15 protein-coding genes are annotated in these 16,388 nt (G+C 54.1%); 8 read left to right on the top strand and 7 right to left on the bottom strand.

Going from position 1 to position 16,388, the window contains the following annotated elements; all coding sequences use genetic code 11:
- Positions 1-136: 136 nt before the first annotated feature.
- Both RMSM_RS00490 and RMSM_RS00485 read right to left on the bottom strand, forming a co-directional pair.
- Complete coding sequence (locus RMSM_RS00490) at positions 137-1,432, bottom strand: DUF1552 domain-containing protein (RefSeq protein WP_008689891.1); 1,296 nt, start codon at positions 1,430-1,432, stop codon at positions 137-139.
- Between the two features lie 499 nt (positions 1,433-1,931).
- Positions 1,932-2,264, bottom strand: a complete 333-nt coding sequence (locus RMSM_RS00485) for a zinc ribbon domain-containing protein YjdM (RefSeq protein ID WP_008689889.1) — start codon at positions 2,262-2,264, stop codon at positions 1,932-1,934.
- A 596-nt stretch (positions 2,265-2,860) separates the two neighbouring features.
- Between RMSM_RS00485 and RMSM_RS00480 the strand changes: the two genes are divergently transcribed.
- The 6 genes from RMSM_RS00480 (at position 2,861) to RMSM_RS00455 (ending at position 10,197) form a co-directional block, all read left to right on the top strand.
- Positions 2,861-4,366 (top strand): endonuclease/exonuclease/phosphatase family protein, encoded by a 1,506-nt coding sequence (locus tag RMSM_RS00480; RefSeq protein WP_040763311.1) that lies wholly within the window; start codon positions 2,861-2,863, stop codon positions 4,364-4,366.
- A 24-nt stretch (positions 4,367-4,390) separates the two neighbouring features.
- Complete coding sequence (locus tag RMSM_RS00475; protein WP_008689883.1) at positions 4,391-5,998, top strand: phospholipase D-like domain-containing protein; 1,608 nt, start codon at positions 4,391-4,393, stop codon at positions 5,996-5,998.
- A gap of 566 nt (positions 5,999-6,564) precedes the next feature.
- Complete coding sequence (locus RMSM_RS00470; RefSeq protein ID WP_008689882.1) at positions 6,565-7,725, top strand: C45 family autoproteolytic acyltransferase/hydrolase; 1,161 nt, start codon at positions 6,565-6,567, stop codon at positions 7,723-7,725.
- A 15-nt stretch (positions 7,726-7,740) separates the two neighbouring features.
- Positions 7,741-9,129 (top strand): aspartate aminotransferase family protein, encoded by a 1,389-nt coding sequence (locus tag RMSM_RS00465; protein WP_008689880.1) that lies wholly within the window; start codon positions 7,741-7,743, stop codon positions 9,127-9,129.
- 178 nt (positions 9,130-9,307) lie between these two features.
- Positions 9,308-9,799, top strand: coding sequence for a VOC family protein (locus RMSM_RS00460; RefSeq protein WP_008689878.1), 492 nt, complete (start codon positions 9,308-9,310; stop codon positions 9,797-9,799).
- Entirely contained in the window at positions 9,796-10,197 is a 402-nt protein-coding gene (locus RMSM_RS00455; protein WP_008689876.1) for a DoxX family protein, read from the top strand. Before RMSM_RS00460 ends, RMSM_RS00455 begins: the two co-directional genes overlap by 4 nt.
- 17 nt (positions 10,198-10,214) lie before the next feature.
- On the opposite strand, the gene RMSM_RS42210 is transcribed toward RMSM_RS00455, so the two are convergent.
- Together RMSM_RS42210 and RMSM_RS00445 are read right to left on the bottom strand one after the other, a co-directional pair.
- Positions 10,215-11,888, bottom strand: a complete 1,674-nt coding sequence (locus RMSM_RS42210; protein WP_236621943.1) for a protein-tyrosine phosphatase family protein — start codon at positions 11,886-11,888, stop codon at positions 10,215-10,217.
- A gap of 165 nt (positions 11,889-12,053) precedes the next feature.
- Positions 12,054-12,362: a winged helix-turn-helix transcriptional regulator gene (locus tag RMSM_RS00445; protein ID WP_008689872.1), complete on the bottom strand. Its 309-nt coding sequence runs from the start codon at positions 12,360-12,362 to the stop codon at positions 12,054-12,056.
- A 151-nt stretch (positions 12,363-12,513) separates the two neighbouring features.
- On the opposite strand from RMSM_RS00445, the gene RMSM_RS00440 reads away from it, so the two are divergent.
- Positions 12,514-13,191: an FMN-dependent NADH-azoreductase gene (locus tag RMSM_RS00440; protein WP_008689870.1), complete on the top strand. Its 678-nt coding sequence runs from the start codon at positions 12,514-12,516 to the stop codon at positions 13,189-13,191.
- A gap of 358 nt (positions 13,192-13,549) precedes the next feature.
- Positions 13,550-13,825 (top strand): hypothetical protein, encoded by a 276-nt coding sequence (locus RMSM_RS00435; RefSeq protein WP_008689866.1) that lies wholly within the window; start codon positions 13,550-13,552, stop codon positions 13,823-13,825.
- A 108-nt stretch (positions 13,826-13,933) separates the two neighbouring features.
- Here the strand turns inward: RMSM_RS00435 and RMSM_RS00430 are convergent, their stop codons facing one another.
- From RMSM_RS00430 to RMSM_RS00420, 3 genes are all read right to left on the bottom strand, one after another.
- The gene (locus RMSM_RS00430) at positions 13,934-14,188 is read right to left on the bottom strand and encodes a Rho termination factor N-terminal domain-containing protein (RefSeq protein ID WP_008689865.1); all 255 of its coding nucleotides are present in this window, start codon (positions 14,186-14,188) and stop codon (positions 13,934-13,936) included.
- 1 nt (position 14,189) lies between these two features.
- On the bottom strand, positions 14,190-14,786 hold the full coding sequence (locus RMSM_RS00425) for an exopolysaccharide biosynthesis protein (protein WP_008689863.1): 597 nt from the start codon (positions 14,784-14,786) through the stop codon (positions 14,190-14,192).
- Positions 14,787-15,074: 288 nt separating this feature from the next.
- Positions 15,075-15,587, bottom strand: a complete 513-nt coding sequence (locus RMSM_RS00420) for a ferritin-like domain-containing protein (RefSeq protein ID WP_008689861.1) — start codon at positions 15,585-15,587, stop codon at positions 15,075-15,077.
- Positions 15,588-16,388 lie beyond the last annotated feature (801 nt).

The following is a 16,388-nucleotide window of genomic DNA, read 5'->3' as shown; positions in this document are numbered from 1 at the left end:
GTAAAGCAATGGCCAGTGAAGCGACGGCCAGTAAAGCAATGGCCAGTGAAGCGGCGGCCAGTGAAGCGGCGGCCAGTGAAGCGGCGGCCAGTGAAGCGGCGGTCAGTGTAGCGATAGGCATCCATCATGATCGCGATCACGACAGCGTACCGGTACTGGTTCCAAACGACTCCTTCTGGACACCCATCCGCTGGGCGATGTCGACAAACAGGTTGCACAACGGGACATTGCCCGAGCCCTGCAAGCCAACTTTCTTGAACTCACCGCGACCGTAGCCACCGCCCGCCATCACGATCGGTAAATCGGTGTTGGTATGCGAGCTGCCGTTGCCCATGCCGCTGCCAAACAGCACCGCAGTCGAATCGAGCAAGCTCTGCTGTCCATCTTGGATTCCCGCAAGCCGGGTTAGAAACTTGCCAAATTGTTCCAGCTGATATGACTCGAGTGTAATTAGATGCGCGATTGTTTCCTCGTCATTCCCATGATGCGAAAGACTGTGATACGATTTGTCGATCCCGAGGTTTTGAGGCAAGAAGCTGCCCCCGATTTCCAGCGTCGCAATCCGCGTTGAATCGGTTTGCAGCGCCAACGCGATCAACTCGTACAGCATCGGAAGATCGTCGACCGTGTTAGTATTGGCCGGTTTTTCGAAGGGGGCTTCTGGTTTGGGATGGTCGGCCCAACGTCGTCGTACTTCCAGCCGTTTTTCGACGTCACGAATTGAACTGAAGTATTCGTCCAGCTTCGCTTTGTCTTCTTGATTGACTTGTTTGGACAGTGCTCCCGCTTCTTCGGTGATCGAATCGAGAATCGAAGCATTGACTGTGGTGGCTTTGACTTTTTGGGCCCGCCGTTCTTTGGATTCAGTAACAAACAATTTTTCGAATAATTCCGCGGGGCCGGTGATCGGCGGAACTCGCACGCCCGACTTGGTCCACGACATCTGGCAACCGCCATGAATGCCGCCCTCCGAGCCAACGGTTAACGATGCGAACCGCGTTTGATCCCCAATCTCATCGGCAATAAATTGGTCAATCGTAACGTTGCCATTGGGGCGATGTTTTGATTCATGGTGCAGTACGCCGGACAGAAAGGTGTGCACCGCGAAATGCCCGCCTCGCAATCCGTGATCCAACCCACGATAGACCGTGATCTGGTCGCGGTTTTCAGCTAACGGTTTCAGCAGCGTGGTCTGTTCAAAATCTTTGCCCGTCGTTTCGGGAAAAAAATGTTTCTGCTGAAAGCCCAACAAGTTACCGACGGCGACAAATCGTCGAGCCCCAACGCCTGCGCCGCGTGTTTTCTGAACCGCCGAATTGCTACCAACCGACTCGGCTTTCAGTGAGGAAAGGCCAGGCAATGCGAGCGATCCGGCCACCGAGCGAAGGACAAAACGTCGGCGATCAAGGTTTTTTTTCTTTGGTTTTGACATGACAACATTCTAGCCAAAATGGAAACGCACACCAACGTCAACGGGGGTGGTCGGAATAAGCGTTTGGGAGGGAGAGTGAGCTTCGTCCGCGACAGGAAGCCCCTGTTTGGGAGTGCTACGGAGCGATCGAAGGCGGGCGGATATCATATATTATGCGATAATGCGCCGCAGCAAACCACAAAGTCCATAGATTTTTTGCCGAAGTTGTGGTCAACGCTTCTCGTTCCCAGGCTCCCGCCTGGTAACGCACTGCTCCGAGGCTCCCGCCTCCTGAGCCGTGATTCCCGGCAGGCAGGAGCCTGCAAGGCAGTGTGTGCCCAGGCGGAGCCAGGGCACAAGTTTGCCCGCTCTCGTTCCCAGGCTCCTGCCTGGTAACGCACTGCTTCCGAGGCTCCCGCCTCACGAGCTGTGTATTCCGGCAGGCAGGAGCCTGCAAGGCAGTGTGTGCCCAGGCGGAGCCAGGGCACAAGTTTGCCCACGCTACGGCACATCCAGGACGTCAGGCTTTTTTGACGAATTCGGATTTCAGCGACATCGCTCCGATGCCGTCGATCTTGCAATCGATGTCATGATCACCGTCGACGATGCGGATGTTTTTGACTTTTGTGCCAACCTTGACCACGCCGCCGTTGAACTTCAGGTCTTTGATAACGACGACCGCGTCGCCGTTTTCGAGCACGTTACCATTCGCGTCGCGAGTCGCTGCTTCCTCGGCAGCAGCGGCTTCGTCCGCCGGAGACCACTCGTGGCCACAGCTCGGACAGACAAGCAGTGGACCGTCCTCGTAGGTGTATTCCCCGTCACATTGAGGGCAGTTGGGTAGTTCGCTCATTAATTAAGTCGCCAAGTTTGCGTAGTGTTGAGCGGCAATTGTTGCAGATGAGCCTCGGATGAAAAGATGTCGGTACAAAACGCCGCATGGCGGATTCGCGGTTCCACGGACGCATCATGGTTGTCGCGACACGGGCAAGCATCCATCGTGCTTTCCGTTCAAGCTGGTTTTCGGTATCAGACGAAACGGTGGTACATGACAATCGTATGACTCTGAGGCTGAACAGCGTGTCCGCGCACGTGCTAACGCTTGCATCATTCTGGACGTCGTGCCGCCGGGCAGCATTTCACATGCGGACAGCCGCGGCCCATCGCCGGAATCGGTGAACTTAAAAGACGGAGTTGAGTCGTGGTCGCGTGGCGAAATGCCGCACGGCTCGAGCAGATGCTCTGGGACCCACCAATTGCCAATCGCCCTTGCCGGCAAGATTGAAATCCCAACCTTATTTTACAAGTTATTCGGATTGCGACTGATCACGATCTATATTCATAGAGGGCGCGAAGTTCGACATGGATTGGTTTGGGGCCGGGGATGCATTTTTTATATAAAGAATGTTGGCACGGGACGCGTTTAGACTCGGAGCTTTGAGTACGCAAATGCAGCACATTAGAATCGAATATACCGAAAATATTATCTCGCGAACCATCCAGGGTGCATGGCAGGAAATGTCATTTATGGTGCGCGTCGATAATTTGTCTTATCAGAAAAAAGTAGAGGTCCATTGGTGCGGCGAGGATGGTGAGTGGCATGTTGACGAAGCAGCCTATCGCTGCACGTTGCCCGATGAGACGGAATTGTGGTACGCCTGTATACGTCGGCCTTTGACGTCACAACAGTCGCTGCCGGGGAATATTCGTTATTCCGTCAGCTACGAGTGCGCGGGGCGAACGTGTTGGGACAATAACCACGGTCTGGATTACAAGGTTGATGCGGACGCGGGCGTCATTGTTTATCGCGATGTGCCGATCCAGCACCTGTTTTATGATCCGGTATTGCAGGGTGGTAAAGTCTCACTGTCGATCGATTCGGCGGTGCGTTCTTCGCTGAACGCCAAGCATGTGCGAATCCACTGGTCGACCGACAAGTGGAAGACGAGCCACGTGACGCGTTGCTTCAAACGACCCAACCACTGGGACTTGGTTCGTGGCAGTGTGGCGCGGAATCCAAACCGTTACGGCTGGGAGATTTGGACAGCCCGGCTGCCGATTCATCATTCGTATCGCGTGGAATACGCGATTGAATCCGAGACGGATCAGGGTGTCGTCTGGGACAATTGTCATGGTGCGAATTATCAGGCGCGGCGGAGTACGCTTCGCGTGCTGACGTTGAATTTGCATTGCTACCAGGAAGATGATCAAGAACACAAATTCAAGCAAATCGCTCAGGCGATCCAGGATTTTCAAATCGATCTGGTGTGTCTGCAGGAAGTCGCGGAGAACTGGAACGATGGTCACGGCGATTGGGCCTCCAATGCCGCGCGGTTGATCAACTCGTTTCTACCGCTTCCGTATCACTTACACACCGACTATTCACATCTAGGGTTTGATAAGTTTCGCGAAGGCGTTGCGATTCTGAGCCGACATGAATTTTCGTCCACCGATTCGGGGTATGTGTCCGACAGCCAGGATGTCTTTGACATTCATGCCCGTCGCGTGGTGATGGCGCAAATTCATGTTCCGTACTTCGGGCCCGTCAACCTGTTTAGTGCTCATTTAAGCTGGCCTGAGGATGGTTTCTACGCTCAGTTTGATCGCACTCGCCAGTGGGCCGACGAGCGTCATGACGAGAATGTGACAGCGACGCTGATTTGTGGTGATTTCAATATCAAAGCGGGTTCCGAGGCTTATGGTCACATCGTGAATTCCAGTGAGTATGAAGACCAATATCTCAAGACGGTAAACCGACCAGCATTTGACCAGGTTTACAACGACCGTGTTCAGAATATTGCCGAAGCGATCGGACATGATGGCCGGATCGACTACATCTTTTTGAAGAAAGGTTCTCGGGTGCAATCGCTCAACGGTGTGGAACTGTTTACCGACCATTCCTATGGGCGTGTGTCGGATCATACGGGTTACTACGTAGAATTTGAACTAACATAACATCACTGAAAATTAGACGAATTTATGAGTTCATATTTTGCCGAACGATATGCCAAACCGGTCCATGCCAGACTGGAGGCTCCCTTTGCGCGAACAAACGATTTTGGCGATCTGTTTTACCTGCGACGCGGCACGCTCGTTTTTGATGTGGATTGGGGAGTCGATCTCAATATCAAAGTGATCGTCAAAGTGTTTCACGAAGATGGCAGTCATGAGCAGTACATCGCGCATACCGATCCCGTCAATGTCCAAGCATACCGACATCAGCGGGTGACGCGAGATATCTTTATTCACCCGCAATCGATGCATCAAGGACGCGTCACCTGCGTGAAATTCTCCTATATTTTGCATCACGAGTTCCGATCGGTGCCGTCGGAGTATGAATATATCTTTATGGATGGCCCACAAATCGCTTTGCAAGGGGAGCAGCACCACGCGATCACGCCACAGTGGCGGACACACAACGAATACAAAACACTCGAACTGGATGCTCGACTGTTGCAGAATGACGTGGACTATATCAACCACAACTATGATTCATTGAACCTGATTCCCAAGTTCACCAAAGGTCAGACTTGGCACCCTTACCACCCCAAACGCTTTATCCATGATCACATTGACAAGGTGATCTGGAAGAAACAGACGGATCCGTCGGGGCTTCATACGATCAAGGTGTGTGTCGATTGCATTGATGACAAAGACTTCTGCAATCATCTGCTGTACGCCCATGAATGCGGGGTGTTGGTACAGATCATCGTGGATTGGCGTAAGATGACGCTGACGAACAGCAAGAACTACCTCAAACTAAAACGGTCCGGTATTGAACTGATCGGTGAAATCTGCACCACCAGCGATCCGCTGGCAGAAGTCGCCACCGACATGCACAACAAATTCATCATCTTCGACGATGAAGACTGTATCATCGGATCGTTCAACATTACGTTTGACCAGTGGGGCGCTAACTGGGAATCCGGGATGACATTCCACTCTCGTGGTATGTGTCGTCTGCTGCACAATATTTTTCAATCCACTCGCGGCGGCGTGATTCAGCGTTATGGAGTGGATCCACGCAGTCCGTTCAACCTGTTCTATACATTCGGACGTACTGCCATGCTCAATGGCAAGTATTATCGGCCTCACCACGCCATTTTCTCGGAAATCAATCGAGCGCAACATTCCATCGATCTCTGTTTGTTTTTGATTGGTGAACTGCGAGGCGAATACGGTGACAGTGTGATCGATGCCCTGATTCATGCCCATCATCGCGGTGTGAAAGTACGGGCGATATTCAACGGCCACTTGGCGTGGCAGGGAGATATTCGCAAACCGCGAACAATGGAAAAAGAGTTCCAACGCCCGCTACTGCCTGCGATTCAGCGGCTTAAGGACGCAGGCGTCCCGATCGCACTGGTTTATGGAGTGTTCGACCGCCCCATTCCGTATTCGCCGATTCATTCGAAACAATGCGTGATTGATCGCCGCATCGTGATCGACGGCAGCTTCAATTGGTACAACACCTCCGTGCTCTCGCATGACCTGTTGGTCGTGGTCAACAACGAAGAGGTCGCCGAACACTATCTACACGAAGCACAGCAGATCCTCGATACCTTCCGCGTGTTCTGGTTGAATTAGAGTTCTTGTAACTTAATAACGTATCAAGCAGTTCGGTAAGAGTCTTTTTGTACGTTAGCGGAATGTAAGCTGTTTTGATGCTTGTTACCGTTCCGGCAATCAACCGGGGCAAACGTTGCACGCGATACACGCTAATTCCCATGCCATCGACTTTCGTATAGTTTCCGTCTGGGAACGTACTGCTTCGAATGCTCCGGCGTCGGCTTGCCACACTCGGGGGGCGATGCCTTAAGAAAACGAACTCGAACCATAGGAACGGTAATCGAGTTTCCGGCTGTTGGTTTTGCTCGTGGGTTCGATTGCAAACTTGAGGAGCTATTGCCATGAACCAGTGTTGTCAGAGTATATTACAGCAAGCGACACTGCTGGATTTGAGATGCATCCGTTGATCGATCTTCTACTCTGTGTACTGCGACGGTGGCAGTGAATGACTGCATCGGTGCCTGCGATCCTAGCAAGGTTGGTTAGGTGCGGCGGACGCCGACCGGCGGAGATCGTCGTACCGCTCGATTTCTTTGGCTTTCTTTATTTGGCTGTTGGCTCGTCCTGACCAGGAACAATGTCTCATGCCCTCGATCGAAATGCTGACAATTGACGGCGATGCCGCTGCGATGGGCCTCGCCCACGGCGCTGCGTTTCGCAGCGAAATTCAAACGCTGACGGAAGAACGGATGCGGCTTTGCCACGACCGTTTCTGGATTGGCGAAGGCAATATGGCGGTTGACCCCGCGGCGCTTGCCGATGCTTGTTGGGAGCAACAACGGCGGTACGACGACCTGACCACAGCCGAACTTGAAGCTATCGCGCGGGCCGCCGACGTGCCCGCCCGCGATCTGCTGGTGACCGGCGGCTTCACGGACTTTGTCGACGCTCTTCGCGGTACCGCATCCGGGGGTACCATCAGCCGTGCCCCGGTTGACGATCCAGGCCAATGTACCGCCGTGTTGGTGGCTGCCGATGCTGCTGCGGATCGCCGACCATTGCTGGCACAAACTTGGGACATGCATCCCACCGCCACGCCGTACATTCGCGTGCTTGACCTGCGGTCGACCGATCAGCCCGCCGCAGTGGTGTTCACGGTCACCGGATGTCCGGCGATGATTGGCGTCAATGAACATGGGCTTGCGATTGGGATCAACAACATGGTCACGGCGGACGGCCGCGCCGGAGTGATGTGGACCAGCGTGGTCCGCCGCATGCTTCGCGCTCGTAATGCGGACGAAGCGCTACAGCTATTGAAAGAGGCACCGGTCGCCGGCGCCCATCACTACCTGTTGCTGGATGCGAAAAGCATCGGTTACAGCGTCGAACGCTCACCGACGCGTGTTGCTGTTCGCGGTTTAGAGTCGACGCTCTCCCACACCAATCACTGTTTGAACGCGGATCTGATCTCGATCGAACCGCCTCGCGGCGACGCGCCGGCCTACAGTACACGCAATCGGTTGCGTGAGGCTGAGGAATGGCTCGTTTCGAATCCGTCCGATTGCTCGCGCCGCGGGCTGTGGCAACTATTAAATCGTTTTGACCCAAGCGATCCTTTGGGATCAATCTGTCATGGCCCCCAGCCAGGCTACGATGTCGAAACAGGTGGCGCCGTCGTGATCTCACCTCGTGACGTGGCGATGGATGCGGTTTGGGGACAAGGTGACGTTCGGCACGATGCAGATCGAATGACACCTCAGACCTTTCACGTTTTTAGTCGCTCTCAAACCCCCACAACCCACTGATTGGAAACGCCCGCTATGTCCACGACCAATACCGCAAACGCCACCATTCGGATCAACGGTCCGCTTCCTGGGGCCAACGCTCGTGCGATTCTCGAGCGACGCGACGCGACCACCGTCCGCGGTCTGTACCGCTCGTGTCCAATCGTGGCGGACCATGCCACCGGAGCCACGGTGACGGACGTCGACGGCAACGTCTTTATCGACTTGGCGGGCGGCATCGGTGCTCTGAATGCGGGGCATTGTCCGGCTGAGGTCACTGCGGCAGTCCACAACCAAGTCGACCGGCTGCTGCATCTGTGTAGCATCGTCGGAACGTATGAATCGATGGTGCAGTTGAACGAAAAACTTCATGAAATCGTGCCGATTCGAGGTCCGAAAAAAACGCTGCTGTGTAATACGGGGGTCGAAGCCGGCGAGAACGCGGTGAAGATTGCTCGCTATGCAACCGGCCGCCAAGGAATCATTGTTTTTGAGGGGGCATTTCATGGTCGCAGCCTGCTGGGGATGACCATGACCAGCAAATATGACCTGTTTAAACGTGGCTTCGGGCCGTTTGCCAGCGAGATCTATCGTGTGCCGTTCCCCTACGAGTACCGTGAAAAAATCGACGGGATGAGTACCGAAGAATTCTGTGAAATGCGCATTCGTGACCTGAAAAAGGCGCTCGTGGCGCAGATCGATCCGACCAGCGTCGCGGCGGTCATCATCGAACCGGTCCAGGGCGAAGGCGGCTTCATCCCAGCGCCGCCAGCCTACATTCGTGCCCTCCGCGAACTCACCGCCCAGCACGGCATTCTGCTAGCCAGCGACGAAGTGCAGACCGGTTTCGGCCGCACCGGAAAGATGTTTGCGATCGAGCATACGCCGGGGTGTGGAACCGAGTGGGATGTCGACATGGTGATCATGGCCAAAAGTATCGGATCAGGATTACCGATCGCGGCGGTCACCGGCAAGGCCGAGGTAATGGACAAGCCACACGTCGGTGGCTTGGGATCGACGTACGGTGGCAACCCCGTTGCTTGCGCCGCCGCCGTCGCGACGATCGACTATTTGCGCGATCATCAACTCGCCGACCGGGCCACCGAGATCGGCGATGTCTGTCGCGACTACTTCAGTCGCTGGCAAACGAAGCACGACACGATCGGTGATGTGCGATGCCTTGGTGCCATGTGCGCGATCGAGTTCGTCAAGGATCGAGCGACGAAGGATCCCAATACGGTGTTGCCACCGCTGATTGTCGAAGAGGCATTCCAACGTGGGCTAATTATGATCCGTGCCGGACTGTACGGTTCTTGCATCCGCTCGCTGGTCCCGCTCGTGATCACCGACGACCAGCTGCACGAAGCCATGCAGGCACTTGGGGCGGCGATCGACGCGGCGGTGCAGCGTGCCGACACGGCTTGAGTAAGCACGTGAACGATGCGGCCACCGAAGCGGGCGGTGTTTTGATCCATCCGCTTTGACGTTATTTGCCATGCCGCATCAAGCTAATTGCAAAAACTTGAAAATTTGTTCGTTGGCTGTCGAATCAGGCTGATGCCATTCGACAACAAGGCACATCCTCGAAAAAATGGAGACTAAAATGGCTGCAAAACAAACGATTACGCCTTGTCTGTGGTTTGACAATAATGCCGAGCAAGCGGCGGAGTTCTATACATCGGTATTTGATGACTCAAGAATTCTCCGTAAGATGATCAACCACGACGATTGGCCGGGGGGTAAAGCGGGAGAGGTAGTTGTCGTGGAATTCGAGCTGAAAGGCCAACGGTATCAGTCGCTCAACGGCGGCCCGAGCCAACCGTTTAACGATCGTGTCTCCTTATCGGTGACCTGCAAAGACCAAGCGGAAGTCGATCGTTACTGGGACGCACTTACCGCCGATGGAGGCGAGCCGATCATGTGCGGCTGGCTGAAGGACAAATTTGGATTGCGATGGCAAATTGTGCCCGAAGCATTCTTCAAATTTGTCAACGACCAAGACATCGAAAAGTCGCGTCGCGTGATGCAAGCGATGACGCAGATGGTGAAACTTGACGTCCAAGCACTCACACAAGCCTACGAGGGACAGCCGTGATCGAATCAAAGAAATTGCGAACCACCGGTTGGGTATTGAGTATCCTGATTTCCTTGTTGTTGATCGGTGCGAGTGCAAGCGGCAAGTTTACCGAGTGGGAAGGCAAAGCTGAAATGTTTGGGAAATTAGGCTGGAGCGAAGAGGTGATGTTCAAGGTCGGCATCGTCGAAGTGATCGTCGCGGTGCTGTTTTTGATCCCTCGCACCGCGTTCGTTGCCGCCATCCTGCTAGCCGCCTACTTGGGTGGGGCGACTGCAGCACACGTTCGCGTTGGCGACGCATTTTTCGTTCCCATTATTCTTGGGATTGTCGCATGGATCGCGCTTGGTTTGAGACAACCCGATGTTTTCCGGCTGGCTTTTGGCAAACCCGATCGCCCCAAAGTGCAGCAGGATTGACTGCCAGTGCATTATTTTTATTCTCGCTCGATTCGGCGGGTTAGGTCGACGGTATTCGGCTGGCCTAGCGAACTCGTATCACCGCGTGGTTGCGAGAACGAATTGACGAGCTTTTGAACGGATGCGTTGGACGACTGGTAACTGACGACTTTGACATTCAAGTCAACCGAGTCAAATTGTCGGCATGCCCGCTCGATGGCCGACAATATCCACGTCTCGCGATTACCAAAGGCACCGCCGCCAAGCAGGGTCAAGAACACAGTGTGGTTGCCCGATTGAGCCGCATTGATTGTAGCTGCCGCAAGTGTCGCTTCGTAGGCAGCTTCCAGGATCAATCTAGCCAAGGGCTCCCACTGAGCCTCGGCAAGACGACTGTAAGCGACTGGCATCGCCGAGCAATAGATTTGGGAAACGAGGTGACTGCACCCTGCCAGCGTGACTTGGGTGTTCCACTGAACTCCCACTCGCAATTTTGCTCGCAGCGAATCGAGGTCGTTTTCGGACAATGATTCCAGCGTCGCGTTGATTTCCTTCAATCCCGTCGACGACGGTAACGCATAGCCGTTTTGCATTGTCCACAATCGGTTGTGGTCATTACCGAGCGATTTGCCGATGTCATCGAGACAGTCGATTTGAACGTTCTGTGATTGACCGATTTGGTTCTCAAGCGGGACAAAGTAGTTGCGGAAGATGGTTCCTGCCCCGCACGCGATTGCACATGCGGGGCCTTGAGTTCGGTCGTGCTCGTAGATTCCAATTCCTTGTTCCGGTGTCACGCTCGGTGAAACCATTTCGAGCAAATTGAATTGCGAAGCGACTTGAAACATCGCTCCCGCATTGGACGGATCGACGTGCAGTGCCTGGGCATCACCTACCCTTTCGTCCAGATTTAATTGTCCACAGGGGTGGGTCACTCTGCGAGATCGCTCTCGCAGTTCGGCAAGCGAAACGACATCCAGGCGTCCGGATTGAAACGTTTTTCCGTTGACTTGCGAAGTCAAGCAACCTTCGTTGACCGAAACAAACTGTTGGACTTGCGAGTGAGACTGTTCGGAAAATCCAACCAACTTCGTGAACCAATCGCTTCGGATCGCAGGGGGAAACGAGGATTGCTGTGGAGAGCGATCTGCTGACTCTCGCCAATTCAAGACAAATTGGCGTTGAGTTTCGTTTTCCGGTGCGGGACGCGATGAACGCTCGACATCCGCCTTTCTCAATTTTTGTAAGACATCGAAAACATTCTGTTCGCTGGCATAGCCGTGTCGTCGTAGCCAACAACCAACGACGGTTCCGGTCCGCCCAATACCACCAAAACAGTGAACGTAAACCGGTCGTCCCATTTCGATGGATTGGTCGATGGAATCGAGTATTTCCACCATCTGCGTTTTTGTGGGGATATGCTGGTCGACAATCGGGAAACGCAGGCATTCGACACGTTCATTGGCGTCTGCGGCGATCCGTCGCAGCACGTCAACGTAGGGCGTGAACGGCTGGCCGGTGTTGTTGGTTTCGCTTTTCTCCATCAGATTGATAAACGTGCGGATTCCCGAGTGCAGCAGCCCCTGCAGCCGCTGGCGATTTGCGGCTGCATCGGGTTTTCCTGCGTAGGCGCCTGCAAGGAATTTGTCGGCCACTACCCAATACGTACGCGGAAGTGGCGTTGCCAACTGGGGAATCGGAAATGGTGGCATGGCGATGTCTGCAAACAGAGGAAATGAAACGCAACGAGATGGAAATGTGGGTTCGACAAACGATGAGGCTCAAGTTACTGTCATTCAGGGCGCTGTCATTCAAGCGGCTGTCCTCTAGGACGCTGCCCATCGATGATCAGGCTGATCCCGTCGCAACGCAAAGCATTATGGTTTTATGCGTGCACGCCGATGAAGTTCGTCCACTTCGTCGATGATCTCGAGTAACCGTTGACCAAACGATGTCAACGTGTACTCGACTCGTGGTGGAATCTCTGGGTAGCTCGTCTTCTCGACAACCCCATGTTCGACCAGTCGCTTGAGTCGCTCGGAAAGGACTTTCGCCGTCATTCCATCGACGGCGCGTTCCAATTGCCCCGGTCGCCGAACGCCATCATGGATTTTCTGCAGCAGCGCTACCATGTAACGGCACCCCAAGCATTTTTCGAAGACTTCGGTGACATCTTGCTCGCTCATCTCTTCTGAATTCCTACGCGAAAGTAAGTACCGCACAAATTTGTGCCCGCTTGTTCCTGTCGTTTGATCAGCAAGTATATCAGCACTGTCGTGACACATTCATTGTCGCCCCACTCCTTGTGTTGATCTACTACTGGAAACGGAAATACAGATGACCCACCTTCTTCACATCGACTCGAGTCCTCGTAGCGACCGCTCTCATACACGTCGATTGACAGCCGAATTTGTGCAGCGATGGCGAGACACCCATCCCGGCGGCACCGTGACGTATCGAGACATTGGACGAAACCCACTTCCGCACGTGACCGAATCGTGGATCGCAGCAGCGTTTACTCCACCGAAGCACCGCAATGAATCCATGCAACTCGCCTTGCGTCTAAGCGACGAACTGGTCGACGAGTTTTTGCAAGCGGATCTGATTGTTGCCGGAATTCCGTTTTACAATTTTGGAATGCCAAGCGGCTTCAAAGCCTACGTTGACCAAATCGTTCGCGTCGGGCGGACGTTCGCGTTTGATCCCGCTAACCGTGTATCACCTTACACACCACTTGTTCATGGGAAACGGATGATTGCCGTGATCTCGCGTGGCGACGGAGGGTACGGTCCTGGTGGTCGAAATCAGCATCACAATCATCTCGATTCGCATTTGGCGACGGTGCTCCAGTTTATCGGGGTGAACCAATTGGAAATCGTTGCTGCCGAAAATGATGAGTATGGCGGTACGGATCTGCTCAACTCTTTAGAGTCGGCACGGCGCACGCTTCGGGGATTTGCCTTAGAAGAGACGTCGCAATCCAAAGAAGCCGTCGGTTCAAACGAGGCTAGGTAGCCGCCCGCAATTGTTTCGCGGCTAACCGATTGGTATCCACGATCGCCGAGTATCCGAGAGCGTAGCGCGTCAATCGTTGCCGATGTGTCAACCGGCGTTGACGCTGTGTCAACTCGCGTTGACACTTCAAGACGGAAATTACCGATTTAAGCCGTGAAAACCGCGTTTTTTCGCGTTTGGTCCAATGAATGCATTGTTGTGCTACCCGTGTTAAGCAGATTGGCAGCAGTCTGCTGAGATGTTAGCCGTTTTAGCAAACGCTGTGAAGCCGTCCGTCGCGGAAACTGCTTAGCTTCACTACCTAACAGTGCATGCGAATGTTTGTCGCTGCCATCGATACGTCGCGAGGATCTATGTCATGGCTTATTCGATTGTTGAAAAACCACCGCCAGACCAGGCAACGCCGGACGAACGCTTGGCTTCGAGCGATTCGTCGAAGATCGGACGGTACGACGCCGTCTCGTTCTATGGCGATTTGGGACGTCTCGATTCGAAAACCGATGAACCGAGTTGTTTTGCAAACGACGAATTCCGCTACATCCGTTGGGTGATGGGTGTCTTCATCCTCATGGTGATCGTTCCGGCGGTGGTGATGATGAGTTACTTGATACTGAACCCCGAGTCGTTTCAATAGCCAAAACAGACGACGACATGAAGTATTTTTTGCGTAGCGGAAGCCGTCAACGGCTTTCGGTCCACGCCGAAGCTTCATGTTTGTTGGCCGGGGCGCTGGTTGGCTACATCAATGATTGCGTAACGCGTCAATCAATTCTTCTTTTGACATGTTCGATCGGCCTTCGATGCCGACCTCCTTTGCTTTTTGATAAAGCTGGTCCTTGGTCTGGTCTTCGTACTTCGCCGCCTTTCCACCCCGTTGCCCGGTCGTGTGGCGATCGGAGTTGGCGATTCGCGCGGCTTTCTCTTTACTCATGCCATCCTCACGCAACGATTCGTATTGTTCGTCGTCTTTGATGGACGGTCCGTGATCTTTGCTCATTTTAATTCCCCACTAGTTGATAAACGATTAGCCCCGCAGTGGCAAAGGACAGTACGATGGCCACTGCGGCGACCAATCCATCTCTTGCCATCAGCGCCAACGCAAACGCCGCAATCGCAGCCCCCGCCAAGTTGGCGCTAAATGGAATGAATTCGAGCATCGGCGTTGTCATGGCGACCAGGATGCATGCGATCGCAACCAATGACGCTCCGGCGTGATTGATTAGCCACTGGTACCTCGGTTTGGTAACGCGATCCATCCAGTGAGCCGGCGTGCGAATCCACGAGACCATCTTTCTCGCACGTTCCGCCGTTACCTTCCTCCGCTCTATCCAATCCGGAATCCAGAGATGTTCGCGGTGCAGAACGATTTGCCCAGCGACGATGATAACGAGCAGCCCTAAAATGACGGGAACGCCAGGAATGTCGGCCGGACCTGGCACCAACATCACCAAGCCGATCAGCAACAATATGGGAGCGAACGACTGCTGTCCGAGGACGTCCATAACGTTTCCAAGTGTCAGCGGGTCGTGATGATCCGCTGCATCGTCTAGTTCGTCCAGTATCTTCTCGGTGGGATGTGTGGATGTGCTCGACATCTGAGTATTTCCTGGTCTGTGAAATCCATCATGAATTCGAATCGATCAAACGCGACACGAACAACCGCGACCCCGCTGCCGGCAAATCACGCAGAGGTGGATACTCCGCGTGAGAAAATGACAACGGCTCGTTGATTTATTGGGCCGCGACGCGTCAGCGGTCGGGGCCCGCGAACTACCCGTCGCCTTGCGGCCCACGGCTTACCATTTCGATTTGAAATTGGATACAAATTAACAAGCCGACAACGGCGTAGCGCCGCTATGCACAGCGATGCTACGCCACCGTTTCTAAGCTCGAGCGGCTTCTGCGTTGATCGACGATTCGGCAATTTGCGATAGCTTCTTGTCCGCATCGCCTTCCTCTTGCAACGTCTGCTGCAACAGATCCGCGACGTCGGGACGACCACATCGCTGAGCAAAGTTCCGAGCCGATCCGTAACCCGCCATCTCGTAGTGCTCCACACGCTGGGCCGCCGCAATCAATGCAGCATCCTTAATGGCGGGGTCACCTTTGGCGTCGATCATCTCTTCGCCTTCCTTGACTAAGCCCTTCATCGCTTCGCACGATTTACTCTGGGCTGATTTGTCCAGAAGCTTGAATGCTTGTTCGAGTCGATTGACTTGGCCTTTGGTTTCTTGCAAATGGCTTTGGAAAGCCTGCTTCAATTCCGGCGTCGATGCCGCGTCAGCCATCTTTGGTAGCGCATCGACCAGCCGATTCTCTGCGTCGTAGAGATCTTGGAGTTGATCGATCAGCAAACATTCAAGCGAATCAAATTCGGTGCTGGTAAAAAGTCCCATTTGGTTCGTTCCTTTCGTAAGGGTTGAAGGTTGAAATTCGATAAGTGATTGAACCGCAATTCATGTTCCAAGCCTCTCGTACCAGCAGATGGTCGGACCGGTTGTAACACCGTGAGCAACCATGGAAAACACGAACAACAAACGGACGAGTGACCAAACCGCTGGTTGCAATTTCTCTCGTTGAACGATGGCGGCGAAGCGATTTTCGGGGACCCACGCGATATCAATTGCGAATAACGAATTCAATCAAAAAGGCGATCCCTTTTCGAAAAATTTCCCGTTGCGTCTGGGCGGTGATTGACCAACGAGATCGGAAAGCAAACGCACGGAAATGATCAGTGCTTCGGAATGTGACCGAGGTCACGATCCCTCGCGACTCGGTGAGCGACACGACTCGAGACCTCATCTGCAACATCGGATTTCTCTCCCCTTTCCCCGCGAATCGCCGGAGCGATTTGCGGGGAAAGGGGGAGAGTGCCTTGGCCGGCTTGCTAGGTAGCAGCCAGTTGTCGCACCGACCGGGGCAAGCCCGGCGGAAGCGAGGGGAGCCAGACTTGCAGCACTTATAAATTACACGTCCCCTGCTGCTCCCGCGACTCATGTTTCCGCCATCGCTAATCGGTGCCGCTGACGCGGCGGGCAGGAAGATGGAATGGGCAGGAAAATGAAGAAGCCTTGTCCCTTTCTGCGGTGTCCGATCTTCCTGCCCTCATCATTTTCCTGCCAAAAAAATAGCTGACGTTGCACTCGGTAGAAACAACACCGCTGCTAGCTGCGGCCGTCCGCGCGATAGCGATGGCA

The organism is Rhodopirellula maiorica SM1, assembly GCF_000346295.1.
Taxonomy (GTDB): domain Bacteria; phylum Planctomycetota; class Planctomycetia; order Pirellulales; family Pirellulaceae; genus Novipirellula; species Novipirellula maiorica.
The sequence above is the reverse complement of the archived record's forward strand: the minus strand, read 5'-3'. Positions and strand labels throughout refer to the sequence as shown.

Excerpts from the sequence above, each read along its gene's own strand:
- RMSM_RS00420 (WP_008689861.1), bottom strand. The coding sequence starts at position 15,587 with ATGGGACTTTTTACCAGCACCGAATTTGATTCGCTTGAATGTTTGCTG.
- RMSM_RS00465 (WP_008689880.1), top strand. The coding sequence starts at position 7,741 with ATGTCCACGACCAATACCGCAAACGCCACCATTCGGATCAACGGTCCG.
- RMSM_RS00475 (WP_008689883.1), top strand. The coding sequence starts at position 4,391 with ATGAGTTCATATTTTGCCGAACGATATGCCAAACCGGTCCATGCCAGA.
- RMSM_RS00460 (WP_008689878.1), top strand. The coding sequence starts at position 9,308 with ATGGCTGCAAAACAAACGATTACGCCTTGTCTGTGGTTTGACAATAAT.
- RMSM_RS00470 (WP_008689882.1), top strand. The coding sequence starts at position 6,565 with ATGCCCTCGATCGAAATGCTGACAATTGACGGCGATGCCGCTGCGATG.
- RMSM_RS00490 (WP_008689891.1), bottom strand. The coding sequence starts at position 1,432 with ATGTCAAAACCAAAGAAAAAAAACCTTGATCGCCGACGTTTTGTCCTT.
- RMSM_RS00430 (WP_008689865.1), bottom strand. The coding sequence starts at position 14,188 with ATGAGCAAAGATCACGGACCGTCCATCAAAGACGACGAACAATACGAA.
- RMSM_RS00440 (WP_008689870.1), top strand. The coding sequence starts at position 12,514 with ATGACCCACCTTCTTCACATCGACTCGAGTCCTCGTAGCGACCGCTCT.
- RMSM_RS00485 (WP_008689889.1), bottom strand. The coding sequence starts at position 2,264 with ATGAGCGAACTACCCAACTGCCCTCAATGTGACGGGGAATACACCTAC.
- RMSM_RS00425 (WP_008689863.1), bottom strand. The coding sequence starts at position 14,786 with ATGTCGAGCACATCCACACATCCCACCGAGAAGATACTGGACGAACTA.
- RMSM_RS00435 (WP_008689866.1), top strand. The coding sequence starts at position 13,550 with ATGGCTTATTCGATTGTTGAAAAACCACCGCCAGACCAGGCAACGCCG.
- RMSM_RS00480 (WP_040763311.1), top strand. The coding sequence starts at position 2,861 with ATGCAGCACATTAGAATCGAATATACCGAAAATATTATCTCGCGAACC.
- RMSM_RS00445 (WP_008689872.1), bottom strand. The coding sequence starts at position 12,362 with ATGAGCGAGCAAGATGTCACCGAAGTCTTCGAAAAATGCTTGGGGTGC.
- RMSM_RS42210 (WP_236621943.1), bottom strand. The coding sequence starts at position 11,888 with ATGCCACCATTTCCGATTCCCCAGTTGGCAACGCCACTTCCGCGTACG.